General features: G+C 68.1%; 21 protein-coding genes and 3 pseudogenes. 12 read left to right on the top strand and 12 right to left on the bottom strand.

What is annotated here, in order from left to right; all coding sequences use genetic code 11:
• Positions 1 to 474, bottom strand: a pseudogene (locus tag ITP53_RS07195) (hypothetical protein); the annotation flags it as partial.
• Between the two features lie 88 nt (positions 475 to 562).
• Between ITP53_RS07195 and ITP53_RS60125 the strand changes: the two are divergent.
• A complete protein-coding gene (locus ITP53_RS60125; RefSeq protein ID WP_195894502.1) occupies positions 563 to 1,627 on the top strand; it encodes a sensor histidine kinase in 1,065 nt (354 codons plus the stop codon).
• Positions 1,624 to 2,286 carry a response regulator transcription factor gene (locus ITP53_RS07185; RefSeq protein ID WP_328814216.1) on the top strand — a complete coding sequence of 221 codons (663 nt, stop codon included), beginning with the start codon at positions 1,624 to 1,626 and terminating at the stop codon, positions 2,284 to 2,286. Before ITP53_RS60125 ends, ITP53_RS07185 begins: the two co-directional genes overlap by 4 nt.
• A 609-nt stretch (positions 2,287 to 2,895) precedes the next feature.
• Here the strand turns inward: ITP53_RS07185 and ITP53_RS07180 are convergent.
• Complete coding sequence (locus tag ITP53_RS07180) at positions 2,896 to 3,498, bottom strand: hypothetical protein (RefSeq protein WP_195894500.1); 603 nt, start codon at positions 3,496 to 3,498, stop codon at positions 2,896 to 2,898.
• Positions 3,499 to 3,597: 99 nt separating this feature from the next.
• Between ITP53_RS07180 and ITP53_RS07175 the strand changes: the two are divergent.
• Positions 3,598 to 4,327: pseudogene (locus ITP53_RS07175) on the top strand (IS256 family transposase); the annotation flags it as partial.
• Between the two features lie 9 nt (positions 4,328 to 4,336).
• Here ITP53_RS07175 and ITP53_RS07170 read toward each other — a convergent pair.
• Positions 4,337 to 6,436, bottom strand: coding sequence for an ISAzo13 family transposase (locus tag ITP53_RS07170; protein WP_195894499.1), 2,100 nt, complete (start codon positions 6,434 to 6,436; stop codon positions 4,337 to 4,339).
• Positions 6,437 to 6,493: 57 nt separating this feature from the next.
• Positions 6,494 to 7,005: pseudogene (locus tag ITP53_RS57085) on the bottom strand (transposase); the annotation flags it as partial.
• Between the two features lie 154 nt (positions 7,006 to 7,159).
• Here ITP53_RS57085 and ITP53_RS07160 point away from each other — a divergent pair.
• The 3 genes from ITP53_RS07160 to ITP53_RS59095 all read left to right on the top strand — a co-directional run bounded on the left by ITP53_RS07160 (position 7,160) and on the right by ITP53_RS59095 (position 10,099).
• Positions 7,160 to 8,119: an integrase core domain-containing protein gene (locus ITP53_RS07160; RefSeq protein ID WP_195894498.1), complete on the top strand. Its 960-nt coding sequence runs from the start codon at positions 7,160 to 7,162 to the stop codon at positions 8,117 to 8,119.
• Positions 8,120 to 8,975: 856 nt separating this feature from the next.
• On the top strand, positions 8,976 to 9,488 hold the full coding sequence (locus ITP53_RS07155) for an AAA family ATPase (protein ID WP_236050537.1): 513 nt from the start codon (positions 8,976 to 8,978) through the stop codon (positions 9,486 to 9,488).
• A 242-nt stretch (positions 9,489 to 9,730) separates the two neighbouring features.
• Positions 9,731 to 10,099: an integrase core domain-containing protein gene (locus tag ITP53_RS59095; RefSeq protein ID WP_268960959.1), complete on the top strand. Its 369-nt coding sequence runs from the start codon at positions 9,731 to 9,733 to the stop codon at positions 10,097 to 10,099.
• Positions 10,100 to 10,153: 54 nt separating this feature from the next.
• Here ITP53_RS59095 and ITP53_RS07145 read toward each other — a convergent pair whose 3' ends face one another.
• The 4 genes from ITP53_RS07145 to ITP53_RS60120 form a co-directional block, all read right to left on the bottom strand.
• Positions 10,154 to 11,899: a CocE/NonD family hydrolase gene (locus tag ITP53_RS07145; RefSeq protein ID WP_195894497.1), complete on the bottom strand. Its 1,746-nt coding sequence runs from the start codon at positions 11,897 to 11,899 to the stop codon at positions 10,154 to 10,156.
• Positions 11,900 to 12,040: 141 nt separating this feature from the next.
• Complete coding sequence (locus tag ITP53_RS60985) at positions 12,041 to 12,265, bottom strand: NUDIX domain-containing protein (protein WP_195894496.1); 225 nt, start codon at positions 12,263 to 12,265, stop codon at positions 12,041 to 12,043.
• Complete coding sequence (locus ITP53_RS07135) at positions 12,262 to 12,729, bottom strand: hypothetical protein (RefSeq protein ID WP_195894495.1); 468 nt, start codon at positions 12,727 to 12,729, stop codon at positions 12,262 to 12,264. The genes ITP53_RS60985 and ITP53_RS07135 overlap by 4 nt, the downstream gene beginning before the upstream one ends.
• A 96-nt stretch (positions 12,730 to 12,825) precedes the next feature.
• Entirely contained in the window at positions 12,826 to 12,930 is a 105-nt protein-coding gene (locus tag ITP53_RS60120) for a Mu transposase C-terminal domain-containing protein (RefSeq protein ID WP_328814210.1), read from the bottom strand.
• Between the two features lie 208 nt (positions 12,931 to 13,138).
• On the opposite strand from ITP53_RS60120, the gene ITP53_RS07130 reads away from it, so the two are divergent.
• Positions 13,139 to 13,531, top strand: coding sequence for a hypothetical protein (locus tag ITP53_RS07130; RefSeq protein WP_207755614.1), 393 nt, complete (start codon positions 13,139 to 13,141; stop codon positions 13,529 to 13,531).
• A gap of 333 nt (positions 13,532 to 13,864) precedes the next feature.
• Here ITP53_RS07130 and ITP53_RS07125 read toward each other — a convergent pair whose 3' ends face one another.
• Positions 13,865 to 14,290 (bottom strand): carbohydrate ABC transporter permease, encoded by a 426-nt coding sequence (locus ITP53_RS07125; RefSeq protein ID WP_207755613.1) that lies wholly within the window; start codon positions 14,288 to 14,290, stop codon positions 13,865 to 13,867.
• 669 nt (positions 14,291 to 14,959) lie between these two features.
• Here ITP53_RS07125 and ITP53_RS07115 point away from each other — a divergent pair.
• The 3 genes from ITP53_RS07115 to ITP53_RS07105 are packed head-to-tail and all read left to right on the top strand — an operon-like array spanning position 14,960 to position 18,080.
• Positions 14,960 to 16,180 carry a site-specific integrase gene (locus ITP53_RS07115; protein WP_207755612.1) on the top strand — a complete coding sequence of 407 codons (1,221 nt, stop codon included), beginning with the start codon at positions 14,960 to 14,962 and terminating at the stop codon, positions 16,178 to 16,180.
• Complete coding sequence (locus tag ITP53_RS07110; RefSeq protein ID WP_195894493.1) at positions 16,177 to 17,094, top strand: tyrosine-type recombinase/integrase; 918 nt, start codon at positions 16,177 to 16,179, stop codon at positions 17,092 to 17,094. The genes ITP53_RS07115 and ITP53_RS07110 overlap by 4 nt, the downstream gene beginning before the upstream one ends.
• Positions 17,091 to 18,080: a tyrosine-type recombinase/integrase gene (locus ITP53_RS07105; RefSeq protein ID WP_195894492.1), complete on the top strand. Its 990-nt coding sequence runs from the start codon at positions 17,091 to 17,093 to the stop codon at positions 18,078 to 18,080. Before ITP53_RS07110 ends, ITP53_RS07105 begins: the two co-directional genes overlap by 4 nt.
• On the opposite strand, the gene ITP53_RS07100 is transcribed toward ITP53_RS07105, so the two are convergent.
• From ITP53_RS07100 to ITP53_RS07090, 3 genes are all read right to left on the bottom strand, one after another.
• Positions 17,995 to 18,846 (bottom strand): DDE-type integrase/transposase/recombinase, encoded by an 852-nt coding sequence (locus tag ITP53_RS07100; protein WP_195894491.1) that lies wholly within the window; start codon positions 18,844 to 18,846, stop codon positions 17,995 to 17,997. The two genes, ITP53_RS07105 and ITP53_RS07100, sit on opposite strands and share 86 nt — an antisense overlap.
• Positions 18,847 to 18,892: 46 nt before the next feature.
• Entirely contained in the window at positions 18,893 to 19,324 is a 432-nt protein-coding gene (locus ITP53_RS07095) for a hypothetical protein (protein ID WP_195894490.1), read from the bottom strand.
• Positions 19,325 to 19,593: 269 nt separating this feature from the next.
• Positions 19,594 to 19,863 (bottom strand): helix-turn-helix domain-containing protein, encoded by a 270-nt coding sequence (locus ITP53_RS07090; protein ID WP_195894489.1) that lies wholly within the window; start codon positions 19,861 to 19,863, stop codon positions 19,594 to 19,596.
• A gap of 87 nt (positions 19,864 to 19,950) precedes the next feature.
• Here ITP53_RS07090 and map point away from each other — a divergent pair, with 87 nt between their 5' ends.
• Both map and ITP53_RS07080 read left to right on the top strand, forming a co-directional pair.
• Complete coding sequence (gene map, locus ITP53_RS07085; protein WP_195894488.1) at positions 19,951 to 20,775, top strand: type I methionyl aminopeptidase; 825 nt, start codon at positions 19,951 to 19,953, stop codon at positions 20,773 to 20,775.
• Positions 20,776 to 21,063: 288 nt separating this feature from the next.
• Complete coding sequence (locus ITP53_RS07080) at positions 21,064 to 22,335, top strand: sensor histidine kinase (RefSeq protein ID WP_195894487.1); 1,272 nt, start codon at positions 21,064 to 21,066, stop codon at positions 22,333 to 22,335.
• The last annotated feature ends 35 nt before the right edge of the window (positions 22,336 to 22,370 follow it).

The following is a 22,370-nucleotide window of genomic DNA, read 5'->3' as shown; positions in this document are numbered from 1 at the left end:
CCCCGGCAGGACCTGCCCCCACCGGCTGATCAGCCCCAGTGTGAGCACGGCCCCCGCCACCGGCCCGGCCACGAGCAGACCCCAGAACACGGCCGACCCACCCAGCCCTGCCACAACGGCGCCCGCCGCCACCCCGAACGGAATCCCGAGCCCCCACAACAGGTGCGGCACCGAGAATCCCATAACCGGCGCGCCCGCCGCCACCCACGTCACCACCCGGGCCCAGAGCGCAGGATGGACCGTCCCGTCGGGGCGCTGCCGGGGCACCCCGGTGGCCGTGCGCAGGCCGTACCGCAGGGTGGCCAAACCTAGCAGGAGCCCCAGCGCCGTACTCAGGAGTTGACGGCCGAGCGCCGGGTCGTCGAGCTTGCCGAATGACAGCCGCATGACCAGGTTCCCGGGCGCCACCAGCACGAGCACGGCGGCCCCCGCCCAGCCCCCGGCCAACAAGGCGAGCCGTGTACGTGATTTCATGGCCGCCCACGGTAGGCGGCCCACCCTCCGGCCGCCTCCCCCTGCCGAGGGAAGGCCGGGCGGCGATCGTCGGCTAACGTCGGTCGTCGTGAAGGCCTCCGTCGTCCACACCGTGAGAGCCGCGGTCTATCAGTTGCTGGGTGCCGCCCTGCTGACTCCGGTGGCCGTGGCGCTCGGCCTGGTCATTTTGGCGGAGCAGACCACGGAGCGTGTGCTCGTGCTGTGGGCCGCGTGCCTGCCCGTCTCAATGCTGCTCGCCGCAGTGCCGCTGATGCGGCGTCTGGAGGTGGCCGCGCTGTCCGAGCTGCTCGGCGTCGATGTGCCCGAGGGGGCTGATCGGCTGTACCTGGTGGCTTTGACGAGCCTGCACCTGTATGGCGGCGCCACCCTGGGCGCGGGGTTCCTGCTGCTGTCTCCCGGGTTGGTCCAGTTGGGCGACGTGGCGCGGTGGCGGGCGGTGCCAGGTGAACTGGCGGGGGTGTGCGTCCTCGCGGTGGCCACGCTGGCAGCGATGGTGGTGGCCGGGTTCGGCCAGCGGTGGGTGGCGCGCCACCTGCTGCGCTCCGAGCCGTCCCGGGTGATCGAGGAGCTCGGCCGTCGCCAGAGGCTGGCCCTGGAGCTGCACGACTCGGTCGGCCATGCGCTCAGCGTCGTTCTGGTGCAGGCGATGGCCGCTCAGGCGGCGCTGCGCAAGGCACGCGTCGCAGAGGTCGGCGACTCGCTCGGCAATCTGGTGAGCACCGCTCGCGACGCCCAGCAGGACCTTGACGTGCTGCTCCGCGTACTGGATGACGGTGACGAGGTCGAGGCGCCCACGCTGGATTCCCTCGGTACGCTGATCCGCGGTCTGGACGTGCACGCGACCTTCGGCCGCCTCGACAGGGTCCCGGCTTCGACCTCGCGCGTGGCCTTCGCGATCGCCAGGGAGGCGCTCACCAATGCCCTGCGCCATGGGCGCGGCTCGGTCACGCTCGACCTTGCCGCTGGCAAGGACCTGGTCCTGACCGTGGAGAACAAGACGGCCGGGGCTTCTCCCGGCAGGGAGGGACGTGGCCTGGTGGGCATGCGACTGCGGGCCCGCCTGGCCGGCGGAACGTGCAGCTGGAAGGAGGGGGACGGCACATGGCGCATCCAGGCGACGCTGCCGCTGTGATCCGCGTCGTTCTGGCCGACGACGAGAAGCTGATCCGGTCGGGATGGGCGGCGATGCTGTCCGTTTACGACGGCATCGAGGTCGTGGGGGAGGCGGCCGACGGCCGGGAAGCCGTCGAGGCCGGTACCGGCGCGGACGTCGTGCTCATGGACATCCGTATGCCACGAATGGACGGTCTCGCTGCGACGCGGGAGCTGGCCCGCCACTCGCCGACGACGCGGGTGATCGTGGTCACGACGTTCGAGAACGACCAGTTGGTCTGGGGCGCGCTGCGTGCCGGCGCGGCGGGGTACGTGCTCAAGCGTGCGTCAGCGGATGAGCTGGTGGAGGCCATCCGGCTGGTGCACTGCCGCGACGCGGTGCTCTTCCCCGACGCGCTGCGGCGTATCGCTTCCCCGCATCACGGCAGAAGGAAGCCGCCCGTGCCGGTCGAGCTGACCCCGCGCGAACTGGACGTGCTACGGCACATTGCGCTCGGGCAGAACAATGCGGAGATCGCGGCGGTGCTGTACGTGTCGAAGGAGACGGTCAAGACGCACGTCCGCAATATCCTGGACAAGCTGAGCGCCCGCGACCGCACCCAGGCCGCGGTCCTGGCCTACGAATTCGGCCTCGTCTTCGCCGGGGCCGAGCAGCGGGGCATTGGCGGGGGTCTCTAGGAGGTGCCTCCAGGCGAGGTGCCAAGCGCGTTGTGCACTCATGTCAGCGGACAGCTCGTCGCCCGCCGGAGTACGGCCCTTCGGGATGTGCGGGAATGGTATTAGCTTGCGGCGAGGAGCAGTCCTGTGCCCCAGACCAGGAATTGCGTATGCCGTAGGCCACGATCCATGGACTGAAGGCGCCCTGCTCGTGAAAGCCGGCGGCAAGCTGGACGGCGGCCCCGACCGTGTAGACAAGCAGAAAGCCCGCCACGGTGAAGCGCCATGGTGACGAGCGTCCGCCGAGGTACGTCTCGACCGCCTGGCAGCGTAGCGATACCCAGACAGGGAAGAGCAGGACCCAGGGCCGGATCAGGCTCACTGCCAAGAGGCCCAGCCAACTCCGCCAAGCCGTTGAGGACGGCCAGGTAGGGCCCGCCGCCTTGCGCGTACCAGGCGCTGAACCTGAGCTCGTCCGCCGTATGCAGCGGGACGAAACGACGGTTGCTGACAGCGCCGATGCGTAGGCCGCCCTGACGGCCCAGCGCGGGAGGCGGTGAGGCGGCCCTCTGGGGATTCGGTACTGGCGAGATGGCTCACGGATGCCGTCGTTGGCGGCCCAGTGGTCGCTCATTTCGAGACCCGGGTCCGCCGCCAGTACACGATGGCGAGCGCGCCGAGCAATGGCCCCCACAGCAGGAGCGGCGCGTACGCGGCGATGGCCAACAGACCCTTCCAGTCGTGCACCCCCAGGGGGAAGTCCGCGGGCAGTACGCGGCCATAGATGTCGCGGCCGCAGGCAACGGAAAACGCAACCAGCGTCCACATGGAGGTCAGCACGACCGCCCCGAGCGCCGCCGGGACGATGGCGACCAGCGGCGGCACCCTTCGGCCACGCAGTCCGGGGATCCAGCGTGGGAACACCTCTCCCCACCGGGCGATCAGCCCCACGGCGGCGAACGCCACCAGCTCCGAGAAGATCGACAACAGCACCACGTACAGCTCCATCGGCAGCCACGGCGGCAACTCCCCGCTGCCCTGCTCGCCGTGGCTGATCGGCAGGTGGAACGTGACTCCCGCGATCCGCCAGAGGCTGGCCGGCAACACAGTGAACGGGACAGCGTGGGCGGCGATCCGCGTCCAACGTGGCGCTGCAGGCACGGGCGCGTGGGCGGCCGCCCACGCGGCACGCAGCCGGCCGGTCGCGGGCGGCGTCTCCGCGAGGGTGTTCATGGCGATCCTCCAGAGTCGGGGCAGGGCCTGCCCGGTCTTCATGAAGATCGCAGCGATGGCAGGGGCTGGTCATCACCCCACAGGGGGAACCGACTCAGCATCATCCGAATCGAGACCGGCGACCCGGATCTGTTGCGATCCATGGTGAAGACCATGGCCGAGACGTTGATGTCGGCCGAAGCCGACAGCCTGTGCGGCGCCGGCTACGGCGAGCGCAGCAGCGAGCGGACCAACTCGCGCAACGGCTACCGAGTGGGACACCCGCGCAGGAACCATCGACCTCGCCATTCCCAAGCTCCGGCAGGGCTCCTACTACCCCGAGTGGCTGCTGGAACGGCGTCGCCGGGCCGAGCAGGCGCTGATCAGCGTCGTCGCCACGTCTTATCTGCTCGGGGTATCAACCCGCCGCGACGACAAGCTGGTCGAGCAGCTCGGCATCAAGCACATCTCCAAAAGCCAGGTCAGCCAGATGGCCAAGGCGCTGGATGAGCAGGTCGAGGCGTTCCGCACCCGCGCGCTGGACGCCGGCCCCTACACCTTCGTCTGGATCGACGCCCTCACCCAGAAGGTGCGCGAGGGCGGCCGCACGATCAACGTGCACTGCCTGCTCGCCACCGCCGTGAACGCCAACGGCCAGCGGGAGGTTCTCGGCCTGGACGTCACCAGCGCCGAAGACGGCGCCGGCTGGCTGGCCTTCCTGCGCAGCCTCATCGCCCGCGGCCTGTCCGGCGTCCAGCTGGTCATCTCCGACGCCCACCGCGGCCTCATCGAGGCCATCGGCGCCGCCCTGCCCGGCGCGGCCTGGCAGCGCTGCCGCACCCACTGGAGCCGTCAAGAATCAAGGTGTCGATTCTGTGACACGTGGGTCGTCGTTGTGCGGTGTGATGGCGTTCAGGAGCGCGTCGGCGCTGGAGTATCGGGTTGCGGATCGGGTGACGGCGTAGCCGGTCTCCTCCAGCAGCGGGCGGACCCAGAGCTTGGCGTTGCCGATCGTTCGCCGGCTCACTTGAAACAGTTCGGCTACGACCTCCCAGGTGCAGACTTTGCGCATGCCCAGGATGACCGCCAGGACGCGCTCGGCGTCGGTGATCTTTTGCTGGAAGATGCCTCCACGGGCGCCGGCCTGCCGGTCACCGCCGCGCTGGCGATGCTTGCGCTGCTCGGCCTCGGCGGCCTGCCGCAGCGACAGCCGCTCAATCAGTGCGGCCAGTTCCGGGCGGCTCATCCCGGTCAGCGCCGGCTCTCCGAGCAGCGCCAGCCGGTTCGGCCGCGTCGGGACGGTGTTGCTGTCCAGGAAGTCACGAAGCGCACCGGCGCTGGTGAAGCGCAGCACGGTGGGCTCGATCTTGAGTTTGCGGGCGGCCAGTAACTTGCCGATCTCGGTGACCGCCTGACCGATCGGGGGCTGGCTGATCTCGAGCATCTCCGACAGGACGCGCTGAGAGCAGATCTGGCGGAGATAAACGATGGCGATCAGGACCTTGTCGGCGGCGGTGAGCAGAGGTCGTCCGTGGTCGGCCTTGGCCTGTCGGCGTGGGCCACCGCGAATCTCGAAGTTGCGCTGCTCGGCCAGGGCCGCCTGATGCGAGGCCAGGGACCCGGCCAGCTCGTTCAGCTCCTGGCGGCTCATCCCGGTCAGCCGGGGATCGGCCAGGGCGTGCAGGCTTTCGGACCGGATGCGCGCCCGGTCGTCGCATACGGGCAGGTGCGGGTTGTCGTCTGCCGGGCCGATCGTGTAGTTCCAGGCGCCGCGCTCGGTATGCGGGACGATCGGCAGCATGCTCATCCGCTCGGCGGACACCGACACGCCCAGTGGGTAGGCGTTGGTGTCCAGTTCGGCCACGACGGTCAGCCCGGTGCGGGTGCGGGTCGCGGCGATGCTGTTGACCACGACCTCGTGGCTGGTCAGGGGCCTGCCGCGCCAGTTCATGGTGATGTGCGAGAACAGCCGGTGCTCTATCTTGTTCCACTTGCTGGTGCCGGGCGGAAAGTGGCAGACGGTCACCGCCAGCCCGGTCTCAGCGGCGAAGTCGGCCAGCTCGGCCTTCCATAACCGGTAGCGATAGCTGTTGGAGCCCCCGCAGTCCGCCGTGATCAGCAACCGGTTCGCGTTCGGGTAGTCCCGGCTGCCGCGGCCACGCCACCAGCGCCGGATCGACTCCACCGCGAACGCCGAGGTGTCGTGATCGACTCCGACGTTCACCCAGCCCGCGTCGTTGGCCACGTCGTAGATCCCGTACGGGATCGCATGCGGCACGTCCGGGCCGGTGAAGAAGAAGCTGTGGTCCTCGACCCGAACCGGATCGCCCTTGGGCCGCCACTGCCGGCCGGCGTTCGGCAGATCGCCCAGGTGCTCCTTCTTCTTCGTGTCCACGCTGATCACCGGCTCGCCGTCCGCCTGATGGGCCTTGACCTGCTCGTTGATGTAATGGAATTGCGCGTCCCGGTCCGGGTGCTGCTTGCCTTCCAGCGTCTTGGCATTGGCCTGCAGACTGAAGCCTTGTTTCTTCAACAGCCGGCCCACCGTCGGCGCCGAGACTGGATGGCCCTGCCCGGTCAGCTCGTGGGCCAGATCGCGCAGCGACTTGGTGGTCCAGCGCAGCGGCGACATCGGATCCCCGCGCTCATCCGGTTCCACCAGCGCCAGCAGTGTTGGCACCAGATCCGGGTCCTGAGCTTCGGCGGCCTTGCGACCTCCACCACGACGACGGACACGGCCGTCCGGCAGCGGATCCTCGCCGGCCTCCAGCTCGAACACCCCGGCGCGGACCGTAGTTTCGGACACCCCGGCCACCACCGCCACCCTCCGCACCCCACCATGTCCGAGCAGCCGAGCCTCCTGCCCCATCACCAGACGCCGCTGCCGCTCGTTCAAATGGGGAAACAGCACTCTGAACCGCGAGACGAGCTGATCGCGGACCTCGCTCGGTATGCCCATACCAAGTCAACGAGTTCAAGATCGGAAAGCAACGCCTTATTTCTTGACGGCTCCACAGTGGGTTCGACACCTCTGCCAGGATGCGCCCGGCAAGGTGGAGGCGATCGCGTCGCGCAGCCCGGCGTGGCAGTCGGAGATCACCATCAGCACGCCGGACAAACCGCGGGCGACCAGGCCGCGCAGGAACGCCAGCCAACCCGCGCCATCCTCGCTGGACACGACGTCCAGGCCGAGGATCTCGCGCTGCCCGTCGGCGTTGACGCCGGTGGCGACCAGGGCGTGCACAGTCACCGTCCGGCCGCCCTCGCGGACCTTCCGGGAAGTAGGAGCCCTGCCGTAGCCGGGGTACGGCCAGCTCGATGCTCCCGGCGCGGGTGTCCCACGGCCGGGTGCGAGCCATTGCGGGTGTTGACCCGCTCGCTGCTGACTTCGCCGTAGCCGGCGCCGCACAGCTGCTCGACCTCGGCATCCATCATCCGCTGGGCGAACTCGCGGATCATCGTCCGGAGCAGGTCCGGGCTCGCCGCGGCGAGGGTGTCTTCCAAGTACTCCCCGGCAGCGGGCACAATGTCGTTGACGGCCACTTCGTCCCCTTCGTGTTGATATGAGCGAATCGAAGGATTACGGAGTGGCCGTCTCTTGTCACATGGATCTCTCCCTCACCACAGCATGGGCTAGATCACCCGCACACCATCTCCCTGGACGTGAACTGTCTCAGCCGGTTTGACAGGCACCGCGCGGGTACGCTACGAACCAGCTGACCGCCTGTGGCTGGCGGCTCTCTCGCACCTGATACCCCGCCCCCAATGGGGCAAGATCTTCCCGGTAACTCCAGCCACGTTACTGGCCTGGCACCGCACACTCGTAGGGAAGAAATGGGACTACAGCAAACGTCGCCGCCCCGGACGGCCACCCACCGCAGCTGCGGTCAAGGCCCTCATCCTGCGCATGGCCGCGGAGAACCCGGGATGGGGTCACCGGCGTATCCACGGTGAACTGACCCGCCTCGGCCACAAGATCTCGGCTTCTACCGTGTGGCACATCCTGAACCGGGGCGGGGTCGACCCCGCCCCGCGCCGTGGCGGGCCGACGTGGAAGCAGTTCCTGAGCGCCCAGGCCGAACACATCGTCGCCGTGGACTTCCTACATGTGGACACCGTCAACCTCACACGCCTGTACGCCCTGATCATGCTCGAACAGGGCAGCCGCCGGGCCCACCTGCTCGGCGTCACCGCCAATCCCACCGGGCCGTGGACCGCCCAGGCCGCTCGCAACTTTCTGATGAACGCAGGCACCGACATGACGAAGCTTAAGTTCCTGATCCGCGACCGCGGCGGCCAGTTCACCGATGCCTTCGACGCGGTCTTCGCCGACGCCAGCCTACAGGTCATCATGAGTCCACCGCAGGCCCCGAAAGCGAACGCACACTGCGAACGGTTCATCGGCACCCTACGCCGCGAACTCCTGGACAGGATGCTCATCCTCAACGAGCAACACCTACGCCGAACTCTCACCCGCTACCTGGAGCACTACAACACAGCCCGACCTCACCGCAGCATCCGACAGTTGTCCCCAGCGCAAGCCGAAACAGGACCGCCAACACCCATCGACCTGGCCAACCACCGAGTACACCGCAGAGCCGTCCTCGGCGGCCTCATCAACGAGTACAAGATCGCCAGCTGAAACCGGCGAGATTCGGCAGGTCAGACACCGATTCCTATTATTGAGCCCCACACCACACCCCAACGCCACCGCCAAAGCCTCTCTGCCCTCCGCTCCTGCTCCTGTTTATGCAGGTCACCGCAGTTTCGAACAACTTCCGGGCAAGGCTGCTCACCTGGCTGTCCGGTGCCAGGAGATCTTCCTCGATTGCCAATGAATCTTGCTCGCCGCCTCTGGCCTAAGCGGCCGTTGCGAGAGGTCCTAATGGACGGTCGCCACTCAAGATTCCTCACCGCAGGTCAGCCCCAGGGTCGTGAGGACGAAGTTCTGGCACAGGACACTGGTTTCCTTCCTGTCCTGTGCTGTCCTGTCGCGTGGAGGTTGATCGTTCTCACTGAACAGTGGTGACCGGTAGGTTCGTCTCAGCGAAGTTTCCGTGGCGAACGTGGCTGGAGGCTTCGCCGTGCCCACCGTACCGCGTCCCCGTGCGGCGGGCAGCACCACCAGCCGACCAGGGACAGAGTCCCGCTATGCCCGCCGAACAGGACAGCGCTGGTTGTAGTGCTGACCGTCAGCGCAGGATCGACTGTCCGCTATGATCAAGGCATGTGCTGCTGCGCTCCCATGACTACAACCGCCGCTTAGCGGCGGTATCGCGGTTCCTGTAACCGCGGCCATTGCCTGCCCCCGCATGGGGCAGTGCCAGGACGTACCGCCGGATCAGTGTCCTGCCGGAAGTCACTCATATTCCTGTGACGCCGGTTCGTCCTGCCTGATCAGGGAAGTCATGTCTCAGTCGCAGCGTTTCGATTCACAGCACCCGCATGCAGCCGGACCCAGCAATATGCAGCACCCGCGTGCAGCCACCCTGCTCCTGATGGTCGGGCTCCCCGGGGCGGGGAAAACCACCCGCGCCAAAGAGCTCGCCGCAACCCACCGGGCGCTGCGGCTGACCCCAGATCACTGGATGATCCCGCTGTTCGGCGATTCGATGGCCGACGGCAAGCGCTGGGTGCTCGAAGGGCGGCTCATCTCGGTCGCCCTACAGGCGCTGCGGCTGGGGACCAGCGTCGTACTCGACTACGGGCTCTGGAGCCGCGATGAACGGTCGGCACTGCGCTGGCTGGCCCGGTCGGTCGGGGCGTCATGCCAGGTGGTCCACCTGCCCGTGGACAAAGACGTCCAGCTCGCCCGCATCGCGCATCGCCAGGAAACAACACCGCATCAGACGTTCCCGATGAGCGAGGCCGACCTGGATGCGTGGCGGGAGCAGTTCCAGGTGCCTGACGCTGCCGAACTCGACGGCGGCGAGATTCCCACCCCACCGGCGGGCTGGCCGAGCTGGCCGGAGTGGGCGGCAGACAAATGGCCCTCGTGCACCGACAGCTAACCCGGCCGACCCGCCAATCGGTCACCAACCTTCGGCGATAACGCTCAACCTTCGCTGCGAGAGGCCATGTGCCTTCTGACGCCGGACACCTGGGAAGACAACGCATCCAAGCACGTCCACGGGAGGGGCCGCCTGTGCCGAGCCGCAAGGATGAGCTGTGCGAGTGCCGAAAATCGCATCCGACGGTCTCACCTGCAAGTCTTTGATAAGCGAAGATCATCCATTAAGCGGGCGCTCAAGCAATGTTGTGCAGTCGCTCAATCGAGTTGAGCGACTGCACAAGTCGTTTTGAGCGATCGCTTAGACGGTGGTGCTTAAGATTTGCCCGCTTGCCAAAAGCTGCAGGTCACCATGTGGGTCGAGTATTCGAGCCCCACAGGATCCGTACGGTGCGCGCCGAGTGTACCGACCGCATGCTGATCTACGGTGAACATCACCTGCGCTCGGTTCTGGACGAGTACATCGATCGCTACAACGGCCACCGACCTCACCAGGCGCGCAGCCAACGACCACCCGATCAAGACGAACAGGTGGTGGTGTCCATGGAAGGCCGGATTGAACGCCACAAGGTACTCGGAGGAGCGATCAACGAGTACCGCCGAGCCGCCTAGCTCGATTGGTGAAACCTCAGATCAGACCATACGCGCGAGTTTTGACGTAGAGGTTCATGCGGTGAGGTGTTCTGCCGAGGGCGGGCGTAGGTCGTCGATGTGCCAGTCGCCGATGCGCAGGCAGGATGCGGCGGGTCCCCCCAAGGTGATCTCCCTGGTGGTGGGCTCGCCGGGCAGGGCACGCCACGGATCGGCGCTAGCGGGTGCTTCCGGGACGTAGTGGGGGAAGTCGCTGCTCATAATGTCGAGCGCGAGCCGGTGTCCCTCACGCAGCCGGTAGGCGATGCTTTGCAGGTCGATGATGACGTGCTGACCGCGTGCGGCCAGGTCAAGATGGGCCTGACCGTGAGTGATGAGGTAGGCGCGTCCCTCAGGGGTCACGTCCAGCAGGCGCGTATGGATGTTCGCCCCTGCCGGGGCGGTGAGGCGCAGCGACAGGGCCGCAGCACCCATCAGGTCGGTGTCCTGGCCGGTGGCGGGCCCGGAGAAGCGCAGCACGTCGTCGCGCTCGCCGATCGGCGCCAGATCCGAGCGGTCCACCAGTGCGGCGAAGGGGTCCGCGCCGGGTGAGGGGACGAGCTCGGCGGGGTCATGTGTCCATTCCAGCCGGATCTCCTGCGGCGCCGGTTCGGCGGTGAGGACCCCCGGAGTCAGGTGGTATTCGAGGCGGCCAGCGCCGGGCGGCGGCCAGGTCGTGCTGTCGTGCCACTCGCCGTGGCAGATCTCGTAGCGCACGCGCGGCGGGGGCGCGTCGCGGCGACCCAGTACGGCGTCGAAGAACTCGATCGCGGGGTTGACGTAGCGCGGCAGCAATCGCTCCAGGGCGGCGGGATCGGTCCTGTGGTCATCGTCCGGGACGACGGGGGCATGGCCGAGCCAGTAGTTCTCGTGGTCGATGGCTTCGAGGCGCAGATGGAGGTGTTCGGCCCAGGCGGGGTGCCGGGACAAGGCGCGCACGTCGTGCCAGGCCCAGACAGCGCAGATGTCGAACCAGCCGATCGTGTACAGGATGGGGACGGGCGGGCTCTCCAGCAGCGCTTGGAGCGGGGCCGGCACGAATCGCGAATCGCCGAGAAACTCGGCGTCGAAGTTCGCCGATCGGATTCCCACGTGGTCGAAGAAGCGCTCGAAAACTACCCTCAATGGGTGGATATTCCAGTCGGGTTCCCATTCGTAGCGGTGGGCGTCCACGTAGTGGGTGGCGAAGTAGCCCTTACGTGCCATCTGCTCGACGTCACGCGTACCGTCGCTGTACTCCAGCGGCATGGACAGCTGGGACCCGGTGACCCGTGGTGCGATGGCTTTGAGTGCCGGGTGGCTGCTGATCGCTGCGGCGATGGTGGTATAGCCATAGTAGGAATCGCCCCACATCACCACGTCGCCATCGCACCAGGGCTGCTCTGTGAGCCATAGGATCGTGTCATAGCCGTCGTTCACCTCGTTGACGGCGAATTCGGGCACCCCCTCCGAGCGGTACTTACCGCGCACGTCCTGCACCAGCACGTGATACCCGTGCGCCCGGAAGTAACGGCTGATCGGCGGCATGAAGCTGTAGACGCCGCCCTTGTCGTACGGCATGCGCACCAGCACGACGGGCCCTGGGCGGGGCAAACCGGCGAGATAGAGATCGGCCGCGAGCCGAATCCCGTCCCGCATGGGGATCATGACCTCGGTGGCGTCATGCGGCACCGGCTGGGGCCCGATACGCTCGATGGCTGGCATGTTCTTCTCTCCGTAGGAGTCGAGTGGGCGCTCCAGTTCTCCGCGACGCCATAGCCGACACCAGCCACCCGTGACCACTTGGCCTCGGCGGCGGGGCCGGTGTGGAAAGGTTCGGCTACGTGGGATACCGGGCCGAGCACGCCTTGGACGAACTGGTAGCAGACCGTTCGTGCATCAACTTGATTCGACACGTGATCGTTCCACACCCCGTGGCCGCGCTTACCAGCATGGACAGTGGGTAGCGGGTGGTGATCTCATCTCTGTACGGAAGCCGGATGTTCTGCTTGCGAGGAACTCGAACAGGAAGCGCACCGGTACCCGAACGCCCAGCTCTTCAGCCGGCTCGCGGACCGCCGCCTCTTCGTACGACTCGCCTACGTCCACGGCACCGCCGACCATCACGTCGTAGTAGTCCGGGAACCGCGAGCCCCATATGCCGCTCACCGACGTGCAATGGGGGCCTCGGCCACGCGCACCTCAGCACCAGCGAGATCTATCTGACCCCCGTCCCTCAGGAAGTGATCGCGAGCGTGCTCACCCACTTCACCCGCACGTCCGGTTCGGCGGGAGGGCTCGGCGTTCCGGCAGCGCTTGCAGGAGAGATAAAGGTCCGCCCGGGTGATCGTGCCGGCCGGGTTGTTCACCCGTCTGCAGTAGGCGTTGTATTCGCCGGTGGACTCCCAGAAGGCGCCCGCGGACGTGCACTTGAGGCACGCCTCGGGGTTAAGGTACTCGGAGTCCTTCCACCAGCCGACGCCCGGCGGCGGGGCCGCCAAACAGGCCACCGTGGGCGCCGGGCCCGACTGCGCCTGGCTGGCGCTCGCGCTGGCGGCCCCGCCCGCCAGCGGCATGACGGCCGCGCTCAGTACGACGGCTGACTTCTTCAAACGCAATCCCGTGTACGCCATGTCCGTCTCCTTAGTTCTCCTGGACCGATTCTCAGCGCGGGGAGCAGGGCTGGCCAGGGCGGCGGCAGGGCATTGTGCGGACTCTACCGGTAGCGTTCAGTGCCCGACGTAGCGGCCGGCCAGCTCGTGGCCGACTTCGTAGGCGTTGTGGTGCAGGGTGACGGTGCCGACCTTGGACACTTTGCGACGTTCGGTCCACAAGAACGCTTCAGCCAGCTGGGCCGGGGAGAAACCACCAGCGTGTGCCGCGTCAAAACGCAGCCATGATGGCTCTGACCTGTGGTCTGACGGGACCCTGCGCCTGCCGATTATCACATCCGCCCAGGTCATTGCCATGTGAGGGCTTCGCATGGCGGCGCGAGCTCCGAGCATCCAGGCGACGGAACCAAGTGCGGCAGGATGATCGGCCGTGCTCCTTCGCCTAGCCTACCTCGCCGTCACGAACACGTTCGCCGCGCTGCGGTTGCTGCCCATGGGCGATCGGGACAAGGACGTGGAGATACTCGCCCTGCGTCACCAGATCACCGTCCTTGAACGCCAACTCGGCGCCGACACCAGAGTGAGATTCGCCCCCGAGGACCGGGCCTTTCTCGCCGCTCTTCTGACCTCGCTGCCCCGCGAGATCCTGCGCCGACTGCAACTCCTCGTCCGCCCGGACACCGTCCTGCGCTGGCATCGCGATCTGATGAGACGTCGTCATGCCCGTGCCTGCCGGCCGAAGCGGCGTGGGCGCCCGCCCAGCGCCTTGGTGACCGCCTGCCAGTACTGGTTCTCAGAAAGCGACGGCGGTGGTGTGCCGTAGGTGATCGTCATCACCTTGATCGTCGATCCGTCGCCCGGTTTCTCCGGCACCGCCGAGGTGAGGTTTGAGGCGTAGGTGAGGTACGCGGCTTGAACCCCGGCCGGGTCGGAGGCGAGGTCAGGCGCCGGCTCGCCGGCGAACGGGATGTATGCGGGCCACGGCACGATCTGGGTCCCGGAGCTCGACACCCCCCGGTCTCCGCCGCTCGCGCCGCCACAGCCGCTCAGGACGGACGGCGCGGCGAGGGCGAGCCGCCGAAGCCGGCCGCACGCAAAAGCGAACGCCGCGATATCGAGGGGCGGGGGAAGTTGGTCATGGCGGCCACCTCTCGAATCAGCTCTTGATAGCGCCGGTGAGAACGCCCTTGCTGAAGTACTTCTGCAGGAACGGGTAAACGATGAGGATCGGGATCGTCGCCACGACGAGCACCGCCATCTGGTACGTCTGCGGCGCCTCGACCTGCTCGCCGAGCCCGTAGTCGGTGATCTGCGCGCCGCTGATGACGTAGGTGCGCAGCACCTGCTGCAGAGGCCAGTGCTCCGACTCCATGTAGATGGACGCGGTGAACCACGCGTTCCAGTACGAGACGGCGTAGAACAGGCCGACCACGGCGAGAGCCGCTTTCGACAGCGGCAGCACGATGGCGCGCAGGATCTTCCAGTCGCCGGCGCCGTCCAGCTTGGCGGCCTCGTACATCTCCTCCGGGATGTTCTGGAAGAAACCCCGCAGCACGACCAGGTTGAACACGTTGATCAGCACCGGGACGATCAGGGACGCGGTAACCCCAGTCCGGATTTTCGGCGGCCAGGCGCAGCACCAGGGCGCGGATGGTGGGTCGAATCGGTGGCCGTCCCGGCCCATGCCTGGGGTAGGTCCAGCGTCGCTTCACCAGGTCGGCGTGCCAGCGTAGGAGCGTCCGCGGTGTGACGAACAGGTGGCATCGGCGGCATCGGGGAAGAAGCCGCGCCAGCGCGGAAAGGATCGCCCGGTCCGCCCACGACAGCCGGGGAGCGGCGACCTGGCGGCGACGCACAGCCAGCTGATGCCGCAACACCAGGATCTCTGCGTCCTTGGACGCCTGTGATCGGGCGAGCAGCGCGATCCAGCCAAATGCTCGTAAGACGATCAAGTACAGCAGCCGCGCATCGAGCGCCAGAACCTCTCGATCTTGCCTTTGCCCTGCGGCCGGTGCGGGGTGGAGTGGATCAGCTTGATGCCCAGGCAGGCGCACGCGCGCAGCAGCCAGGCATCGACGTAGGCGGCGCCGTTGTCGCAACTATGCCGACGTCGGCATAGCGTCGATTATGCCGAGACTCGGGTTATGCCGATCTGGCGGGAAAGCCCCAGGTCAGTAGCTGTTTAGTGCCTGGATGTGTCGGCATAACCAGCGTCATTCTCCAACTATCGAACCCGGTTGGAGGAGGGATGATGGGCAGGCCGAAGAGCAAGGTCGAGGAAGTACGGGTCAGGGGGCCGTTGGCCTCGTTCGCAGCAGGATTCCATATGGGGCTGCTGGAGATGGGGTTCACTCCGCTGTCGGCGGTGTTGCAGATGCGGTTGATGGCCCATCTGAGCCGGTGGATGGACGTGCGTGGCCTGTCGCCGCAGGAGTTGACCGGGGATCGGGTCGAGGAGTTCCTGGCCGGACGACGAGCCGCGGGATATCGGGAACGCAACACCCGTCGCGGGATGGCGCCGCTGCTCGGTCACCTGGCCGCCCAGGACGTTCTGCCGGTGGAGACGGCACCGGTTCCCGAGCCGGGGATCCCGGCGCTGCTGGCCGACTTCGAGCAGTATCTGCGGGCCGAGCGGGGTCTGGCCGAGATGACGACCACGGCCTATGTGAGCCGGGCGGCCCGGTTCCTGGCCGCCCGGGTGCCCGACGGCGACCTGGCCGTACTCACACCCGCCGACGTGAGCGCGGCGGTACTGACCGAATGCACCAGCAAGTCGGTGGGAGCGGCCCAGTACTTCGTGGCGTCGCTGCGTGCTCTGCTGCGGTACTGCCACCTGGAGGGCCTGATCGGGGCGGACCTGGCGGCAGCCGCACTGTCGGCCACCGGCCGCAGGGTCTCCCGGCTGCCCCAGGGGATCACTGAAGCGGACGTGCGTCTGCTGCTGGCGGCCTGTGACAGGCGTCGTCCTGTCGGCCGTCGGGACTACGCGGTGGTGGTGACCCTGCTGCGGTTGGGGGTTCGGGCGGGCGAGGTTGCCCGGCTTCGGCTGGAGGACATCGACTGGCGGGCTGGGGAGGTGGTGATCCGGGGCAAAGGACGGCGTGAGGATCGGCTCCCGCTCCCGGCCGATGTCGGTGAGGCGATCGCCCGATACCTGCAGCGGAGCCGCCCGGCCGCCGGCTGCCGGGAGGTGTTCGTGACCATGACCGCTCCGACCAGGGGACTGACCCGGGAAGCGGTCGCGGGAATCGTCCGGCGGGCCAGCGTCCGCGCGGGCATCACCCCGATCGGCTCCCATCGGCTGCGTCACACTACCGCCTGCACCATGGTCGCCGCGAACGTGCCGCTCGCCGAGATCGGTCAGGTCCTTCGGCATGACAGCCTCATCTCGACCGCCAACTACGCCCGCATCGACGTCGAGCAGCTGCGCACCCTCGCCCAGCCGTGGCCCGAAGGCGGTGACCCGCGATGACCGCGATGCATGATCACGTGCGCGAGTACCTGCGGCTGCGGCGAGCGCTGGGCTTCAAACTGGACTGGCCAGGCCGGATCCTGCCCCAGTTCGCCGACTACCTCCTGACCGCCGGCTCCTCCACCATCACCGACGAGCTGTCGATCGCCTGGGCTCAGCTCCCCACCGGCGTCCACCCGGTCACCTGGACCCACCGGCTCGGCGTCGTCCGCGGCTTCGCCAAGTACATGCAGGCGATCGACCCGGCCACCCAGATCCCGCCCAGCGGCGTGTTCCCCGGCCAGGGCAAGCGCCCTGACCCCTATCTCTTCTCCGAACACGACATCACCAGCCTGCTGGAAGCGACCCGCACGCTCAAGACGCCGCTGCGCGCGGCGACCTGCCACGCTCTGTTCGGGCTGCTGGCCGTGTCGGGAGTGCGGATCAGTGAGGCGCTGACCCTGCAGCGCGACGGCGTTGATCTCGACTCCGGCGTCCTGGCCATCACCAGCGCCAAGTCCGGACCGCCGCGCTTGGTCCCGCTTCATCCCACCGCCACCGCCGCGCTGAGTGAGTACGCCGATCTGCGAGACCGGCTGCGCCCCCGGGCGAGAGCGAGCACGTTCTTCATCTCCCACCGCGGCACGCCCCTGAGCAAGGGCCCGGTGCGGGAGGCGTTCATCCAGCTCACCGCCGCCATCGGGATCCGCACCGCCACCGTCAAGCCACGCATTCACGATCTTCGTCATTCCTTCGCCGTTCACTGCCTGCTGCGCTGGTATCGGTCCGGCGCCGACGTCGACGGCCAGATGGCGACCCTGCCCACCTATCTCGGGCACCTCAACCCCGCCGGCACCTTCTGGTATCTGTCCGCGGTTCCCGAACTGATGCAGCTGGCCGCCCAACGCCTCCAAGCCAGTACGGCGGCGTCATGACGGCGGTCGCGCCGGTCCTGCAGTCGTTCTTCACCGAACGGCTGATGACCCAGCGCAAGGCCAGCCCCCACACGATCACCGCCTATCGCGACGCCTTCCGGCTCCTGCTCGGCTTCGCCTCCGACCACACCGCAATCAAGCCCAACGCCCTGGACCTGGCCGATCTGGACGCCCCGTTCATCTCCGCCTTCCTCGACCACCTCGAACACGAGCGCGGCAACAGCATCCGCACCCGCAATGCCCGCCTGGCCGCGATCCACTCCCTGTTCAACTACGCCGCGCTCCGCCACCCCGAACACGCCGCCTCCATCAAGCGGGTGCTGGCCATCCCGCCCAAACGCTACGAACGCAACCTGCTCACCTACCTCACCGACCCCGAAGCCGATGCGCTCCTGGCCGCCTGCGACCGAACCACTTGGACCGGCCGCCGCGACCACGCCATGCTCGCCCTCACCCTCCAGACCGGGCTGCGGGTCTCCGAGCTGACCGCGCTCACCCTGGCCGACTTGCACCTCGGTGACGGGCCCAACGTTCACTGCGTCGGCAAGGGAAGGAAGGAACGCCGGACTCCGCTGCTGCCGGCCACCGTGGCAGTCATGCGTGTCTGGCTCGATGAACGCCAAGGCCACGGGCACGAGCCGCTGTTCTCCACCTCCACCGGACGCCACCTCAGCCGAGACGCCGTCGAACGGCGGATCACCCTCTACTCCGGCAGAGCCGCCGAACGTTGCCCCTCCATCACGGCTAAGCACCCGACCGCCCATACCCTGCGCCACACCGCCGCCATGCGCCTGCTCCTCTCCGGCGTCGACGTCACCGTCATCGCCCTCTGGCTCGGCCACGAGCAGGTCGGCACCGTCCAGCACTACCTTCACGCCGACATGACCCAGAAAGAACGAGCTATCGCCAAGACCACCCCGCCCGGCACCAAACCCGGCCGCTACCACGCCCCCGACCCGCTCCTGGCCTTCCTCGAAGCCCTATGAATATGCCGAACCACCACACCGACAACCACCCTGACCTGGGGCTTTCCCGCCAGATCGGCATAACCCGAGTCTCGGCATAATCGACGTAAATCGCGCGGGGGATGCCGCGGGCGGTCAAGGCTGGGCGCAGCGCGGCGGCCATCCGCACCACGTCCTCGCGATAACCCCACCGGGCACCCACGACGGCGCGGCTGTGGTCGTCGAGGAAGGCGAAGCAGATCGCCCGCCGCCCGCCGATGACCGGCCCGTGGACGGCGTCCCCGAGCCAGAGCTCGTGCGGGCGACAGGCCTCGAACCGGCCGAAGACCTGCGACGACAAAGCCGTCGCGGGCGACGCTTTCAACTCCAGCCGGGCGAACAAGCGCTGCAGGGTGCGATCGGAGGGCGATGAGCCGGCGCTCATGCGCAGAATCCGCCGCACCTGCGCGGCGGTGCGCGCCGGATTCTCCCGCTTGAGCGCCTCGGCCAGCGCCAGCACCTCCGGCGCGGTGCGCGGCGGCGCTTGCTTCGGGGCAGGGACCAGCGCGTCGAACCCGCCGATGCGATACCAGCGCAGCCACCGGTCGATCGTCTTGCGCGAGACCGTGACCGGCTCGCCGGACAAGTCGATATGGACCCGCTCGGCCATCGAGCGGGCCATCGCGCCGCGCTGCTTGGCGGTCAGGGCCGGGTCGATGAGGTCTTGGACGATTTCATACCGCCACAACCCGATGGCGCGGGCCTCCTCGGCCCGCCCCCGCCGTTCCTCTTCGGCTTTCGTCACCATTCGTCCTCCTCGAAGGGTCGGTGAAACACCCCCACGAGGCTGACGGTCAGCAACCGAAAGCGACCAGAGTGTGATTCATGTTGATCCGAAAGCCGATGATCGGCGGAGCCAGCAGCATCCCGCCGGTGACCGCGCAGGCCACCTCCCAGGGCGCCCCCGCAGCGATATCCCCCAACTCGGCGAAGGCCTGCCCGGCCGCCGCCGCTGCCGCCAGCACCGCATCGGCCAGCGGCGAGGCCACCCCGGCCAACGCCGCCACCTCGGCCACCAAGATGGCCCGCACCAGCGTGAACGCCGACCGCACCTGGTCGGCGACTGATCGTATCCGCCGGATCCACGCCCACACCGTGGCCTCGGGCCGCCCCAGCACCCGGCCGATCGACCGGAACCCCTCACCCAGCGCTGAGCGCGTCAACGCCTCACCGATCATCGACACCTCATCGCGTCGATGCCATAGCACGCCGACCGGCAGCAACACATGCGTCCGGCCACACCCGCGACAGATCGCCCGACGCGGCCGAACACGCCGGAACCAGCCGATACCCCACACCGTCCGCAAGAGGCGCACCGCACACCCACGCCACCGCGTCGAGCTGGGCGACGTCGGTGTCGACGACCACGTCCTGCGCGCCGCTGACCGCATCGGCGGTGTTGAGCAGGGCGTGGACCACCGGCCCGGTGTGGGCCGGATACCGATGAGGGGCCGGCCGGTGTCCACCGGGACTCCCTGGGCGGGCGCAACAGCGGCTACGAGACGGATTCCAGCGGTAGGTCGTTGCCGCGCCAGGTAGCTGCCAACTCCTGAACCGGCACGTTGAGTGCCTCGCCGAGGCAGACGATCGTGCCGAATCCGGGAGAGGGTAGTCGTCCGGTCTCGATCTTGCGCAGGGTTTCCGGCGAGATGCCAGCCGCGTGCGCGACTTCCGCCAGGTCGCGTCCCGCTCGCGCGTGGCGCAGCAGGGCGCCGAGACGCCTGCCGGCTTCGATCTGCTCGGGTGTGAGCGGTTGACGGACCATGCTTCCAGGATAGGGCTGGTATTATTATACCGGCAAGTGTTAGAGTTCCGGTATAACTATACCAATACTCTGTGACGCGAGGTATTCGTGATTGAACTGAAGACGCCTGCGGAGATCCAACGCATGCACGTGGCCGGGCGTTTCGTCGCCGAGGTGCTCTCCGAGGTCGGCCGACTCGCCGACGTGGGCGTCAACCTCCTGGACCTGGAGCACCACGTGCGCGGCATGATCAAACGGCGCGGGGCGGAGTCGTGCTACTGGGACTACGCGCCGTCCTTCGGACGCGGCCCGTTCCGCAACGTCATCTGCCTGTCGGTCAACGACGCCGTCCTGCACGGCCTACCCCACGACTACACGCTGCGCGACGGCGACGTACTCGGCGCGGACCTCGCGGTCAGCGTCGACGGCTGGGTGGCCGACTCGGCGCGCACGGTCGTCGTCGGGACCGCCGCCGAGGAGGACCTGCGGATCATCCGCGCCACCGAGGAAGCGTTGGAGGCGGCGATCGAGGTGGCACGTCCGGGCAACCGCCTGGGTGACATCTCGGCGGCCATCTGGGCGGTAGCCCACGACTACGGTTACCCGGTCAACAACGAGTTCGGTGGCCACGGCATTGGCCGCACCATGCACGAGGGGCCCCACGTTTCGAACAAGGGCCGGGCAGGGCGCGGTCTTACGCTCCGGCCGGGCCTGACCCTCGCGCTCGAACCCTGGTTCGCCCGCACGACCGGCCGGATCGTCTACGACGCCGATGGCTGGACCATTCGGTCGGCGGACGGCTCGCGCACGGCCCACTCCGAGCACACGGTAGCCATCACCGAGGACGCCCCCTTGGTGCTCACCCGGCGTGAACCGGAGAACCCAGCAATGCGGGCTGATTCCGCCAGTCGGCTCTCCACAAAGGACGCCTAAGTCGCCCTGTTCAACCGATGCCGGCCCGATCGCTGGTCGCTCCGGCGGTGGCGCGGACGCGAGCGCCGGGTTCCCACTCTCCGCGACGGGCGCGCGGACCTGATGCGGCCTGACGTCGACGCGGAGGCGGTGCGGGGCGTCCTGGACGGCCGCGAACCCAGGCGGCAACGGGCGGTTAAAACCTGACAACTCCCCTAACAGTGAGACAAGTTCGGTATAGGCTGCTATACCTTCCGATGATGATCTACGACCGCCCGGGGCGGCTAGCGTCCGGATGAGGAGGTGCGCATGCGGGCCATGATGACCGGGGGGCATCGGCGGCCGGCCGCTCGGTGGAACGTGTTCGTGCGTGCCCGCGCCACCCTCGACGCGCACGAGCACCTCGCCATCGGGCTCGGCACGAGCATTCTGGCGATGGTCACGGTCGTCTTGCTGGTCGTCACCTTGCTGGCCTGCCTGGTCGGTGTGGGGTTGCTACTGGTTCCCATGGCGTTGCGCGGGCTGCGCGCGGTCGCCAACAGGGAGCGGGCCCGGCTCTCACGCTGGGGTCCCGAGATCATCGCGCCCGAGCGGACGCCGGCCGGGCTGCGCGGCGCGCTCGCCGACCGGACCGTGCGGCGCGAGGCGGGCTGGGTGGTCGCGCACGCCACCTCTGGGCTCGCCCTCGGCCTGGTCGGGCTCACGTTCCCCGTTCACGCGGTGCAGGACGCCACCTTCTGGTTGTGGTGGTGGGTGCTGCCTCCGGAGGAAGCCGCGACCGGTGCCTTGGAGCTCTGGATCGTGCGGGACCTGCCCAGCGCTCTCGGCGTCGCGGTGCTGGCCCCGATCGGGATCGCCGTGACCATGATCGTCGCGCCTGGTATGGCGCGCTTGCAGGCCTGGCCAGGGCGGCGACTTCTGGCGCCTGATCCCGACACCGACCTGACCCTGCGCGTCGCGCAGCTCACGGCTACCCGCGCCGCCGCGCTGGACGCGCATGCCACCGAGTTGCGGCGGATCGAACGGTCGTTGCACGACGGGACCCAGAATCGGCTCGTGGCGGTCAACGTGCTGCTCGGGGCGGGGCTGCGTGCGCTAGAGGGGACACCGTCCGCGGCCAGGGAGCCCCTCGAACGGGCGCAGGGCGCCGCCGAGCAGGCGCTGGCCGAGCTTCGGGGGGTCGTACGGAGCATCCTGCCGCCCGTGCTGACCGACCGGAGCCTGGCAGACGCGCTCACCGGCCTGGCCACGTCCTGCCCGCTGCCCTGCCGGATCGACGCTGACATTCCGGCCAGGGCCGCCGCGTCCGTCGAGGCCACCACCTACTTCGTGGTGGCCGAGGCACTGACCAACATCGCCAAGCACAGCCAGGCCCGGCAAGCCGCCGTCAAGGTGCGCCGTCACGTCGACCGGCTGCACGTCCAGATCATCGACGACGGCCGCGGCGGGGCGGACGAGCGCCGCGGATCGGGGCTCGTCGGCATGCGCCGCCGCGTCGAAGCCCACGACGGGACCTTCCTGCTGGACAGCCCTCCTGGCGGTCCGACCGTCCTGCAGGTGAGCCTGCACTGCGGGTCGTGATTCCGGCTATGACGCCGGGGTCGTTCGAGCCACCT

Source organism: Nonomuraea cypriaca (genome assembly GCF_015645445.1).
Classification (GTDB): domain Bacteria; phylum Actinomycetota; class Actinomycetes; order Streptosporangiales; family Streptosporangiaceae; genus Nonomuraea; species Nonomuraea cypriaca.
Note: the sequence above shows the minus strand (reverse complement) of the source record. Positions and strands in the feature narration are given on the sequence as shown.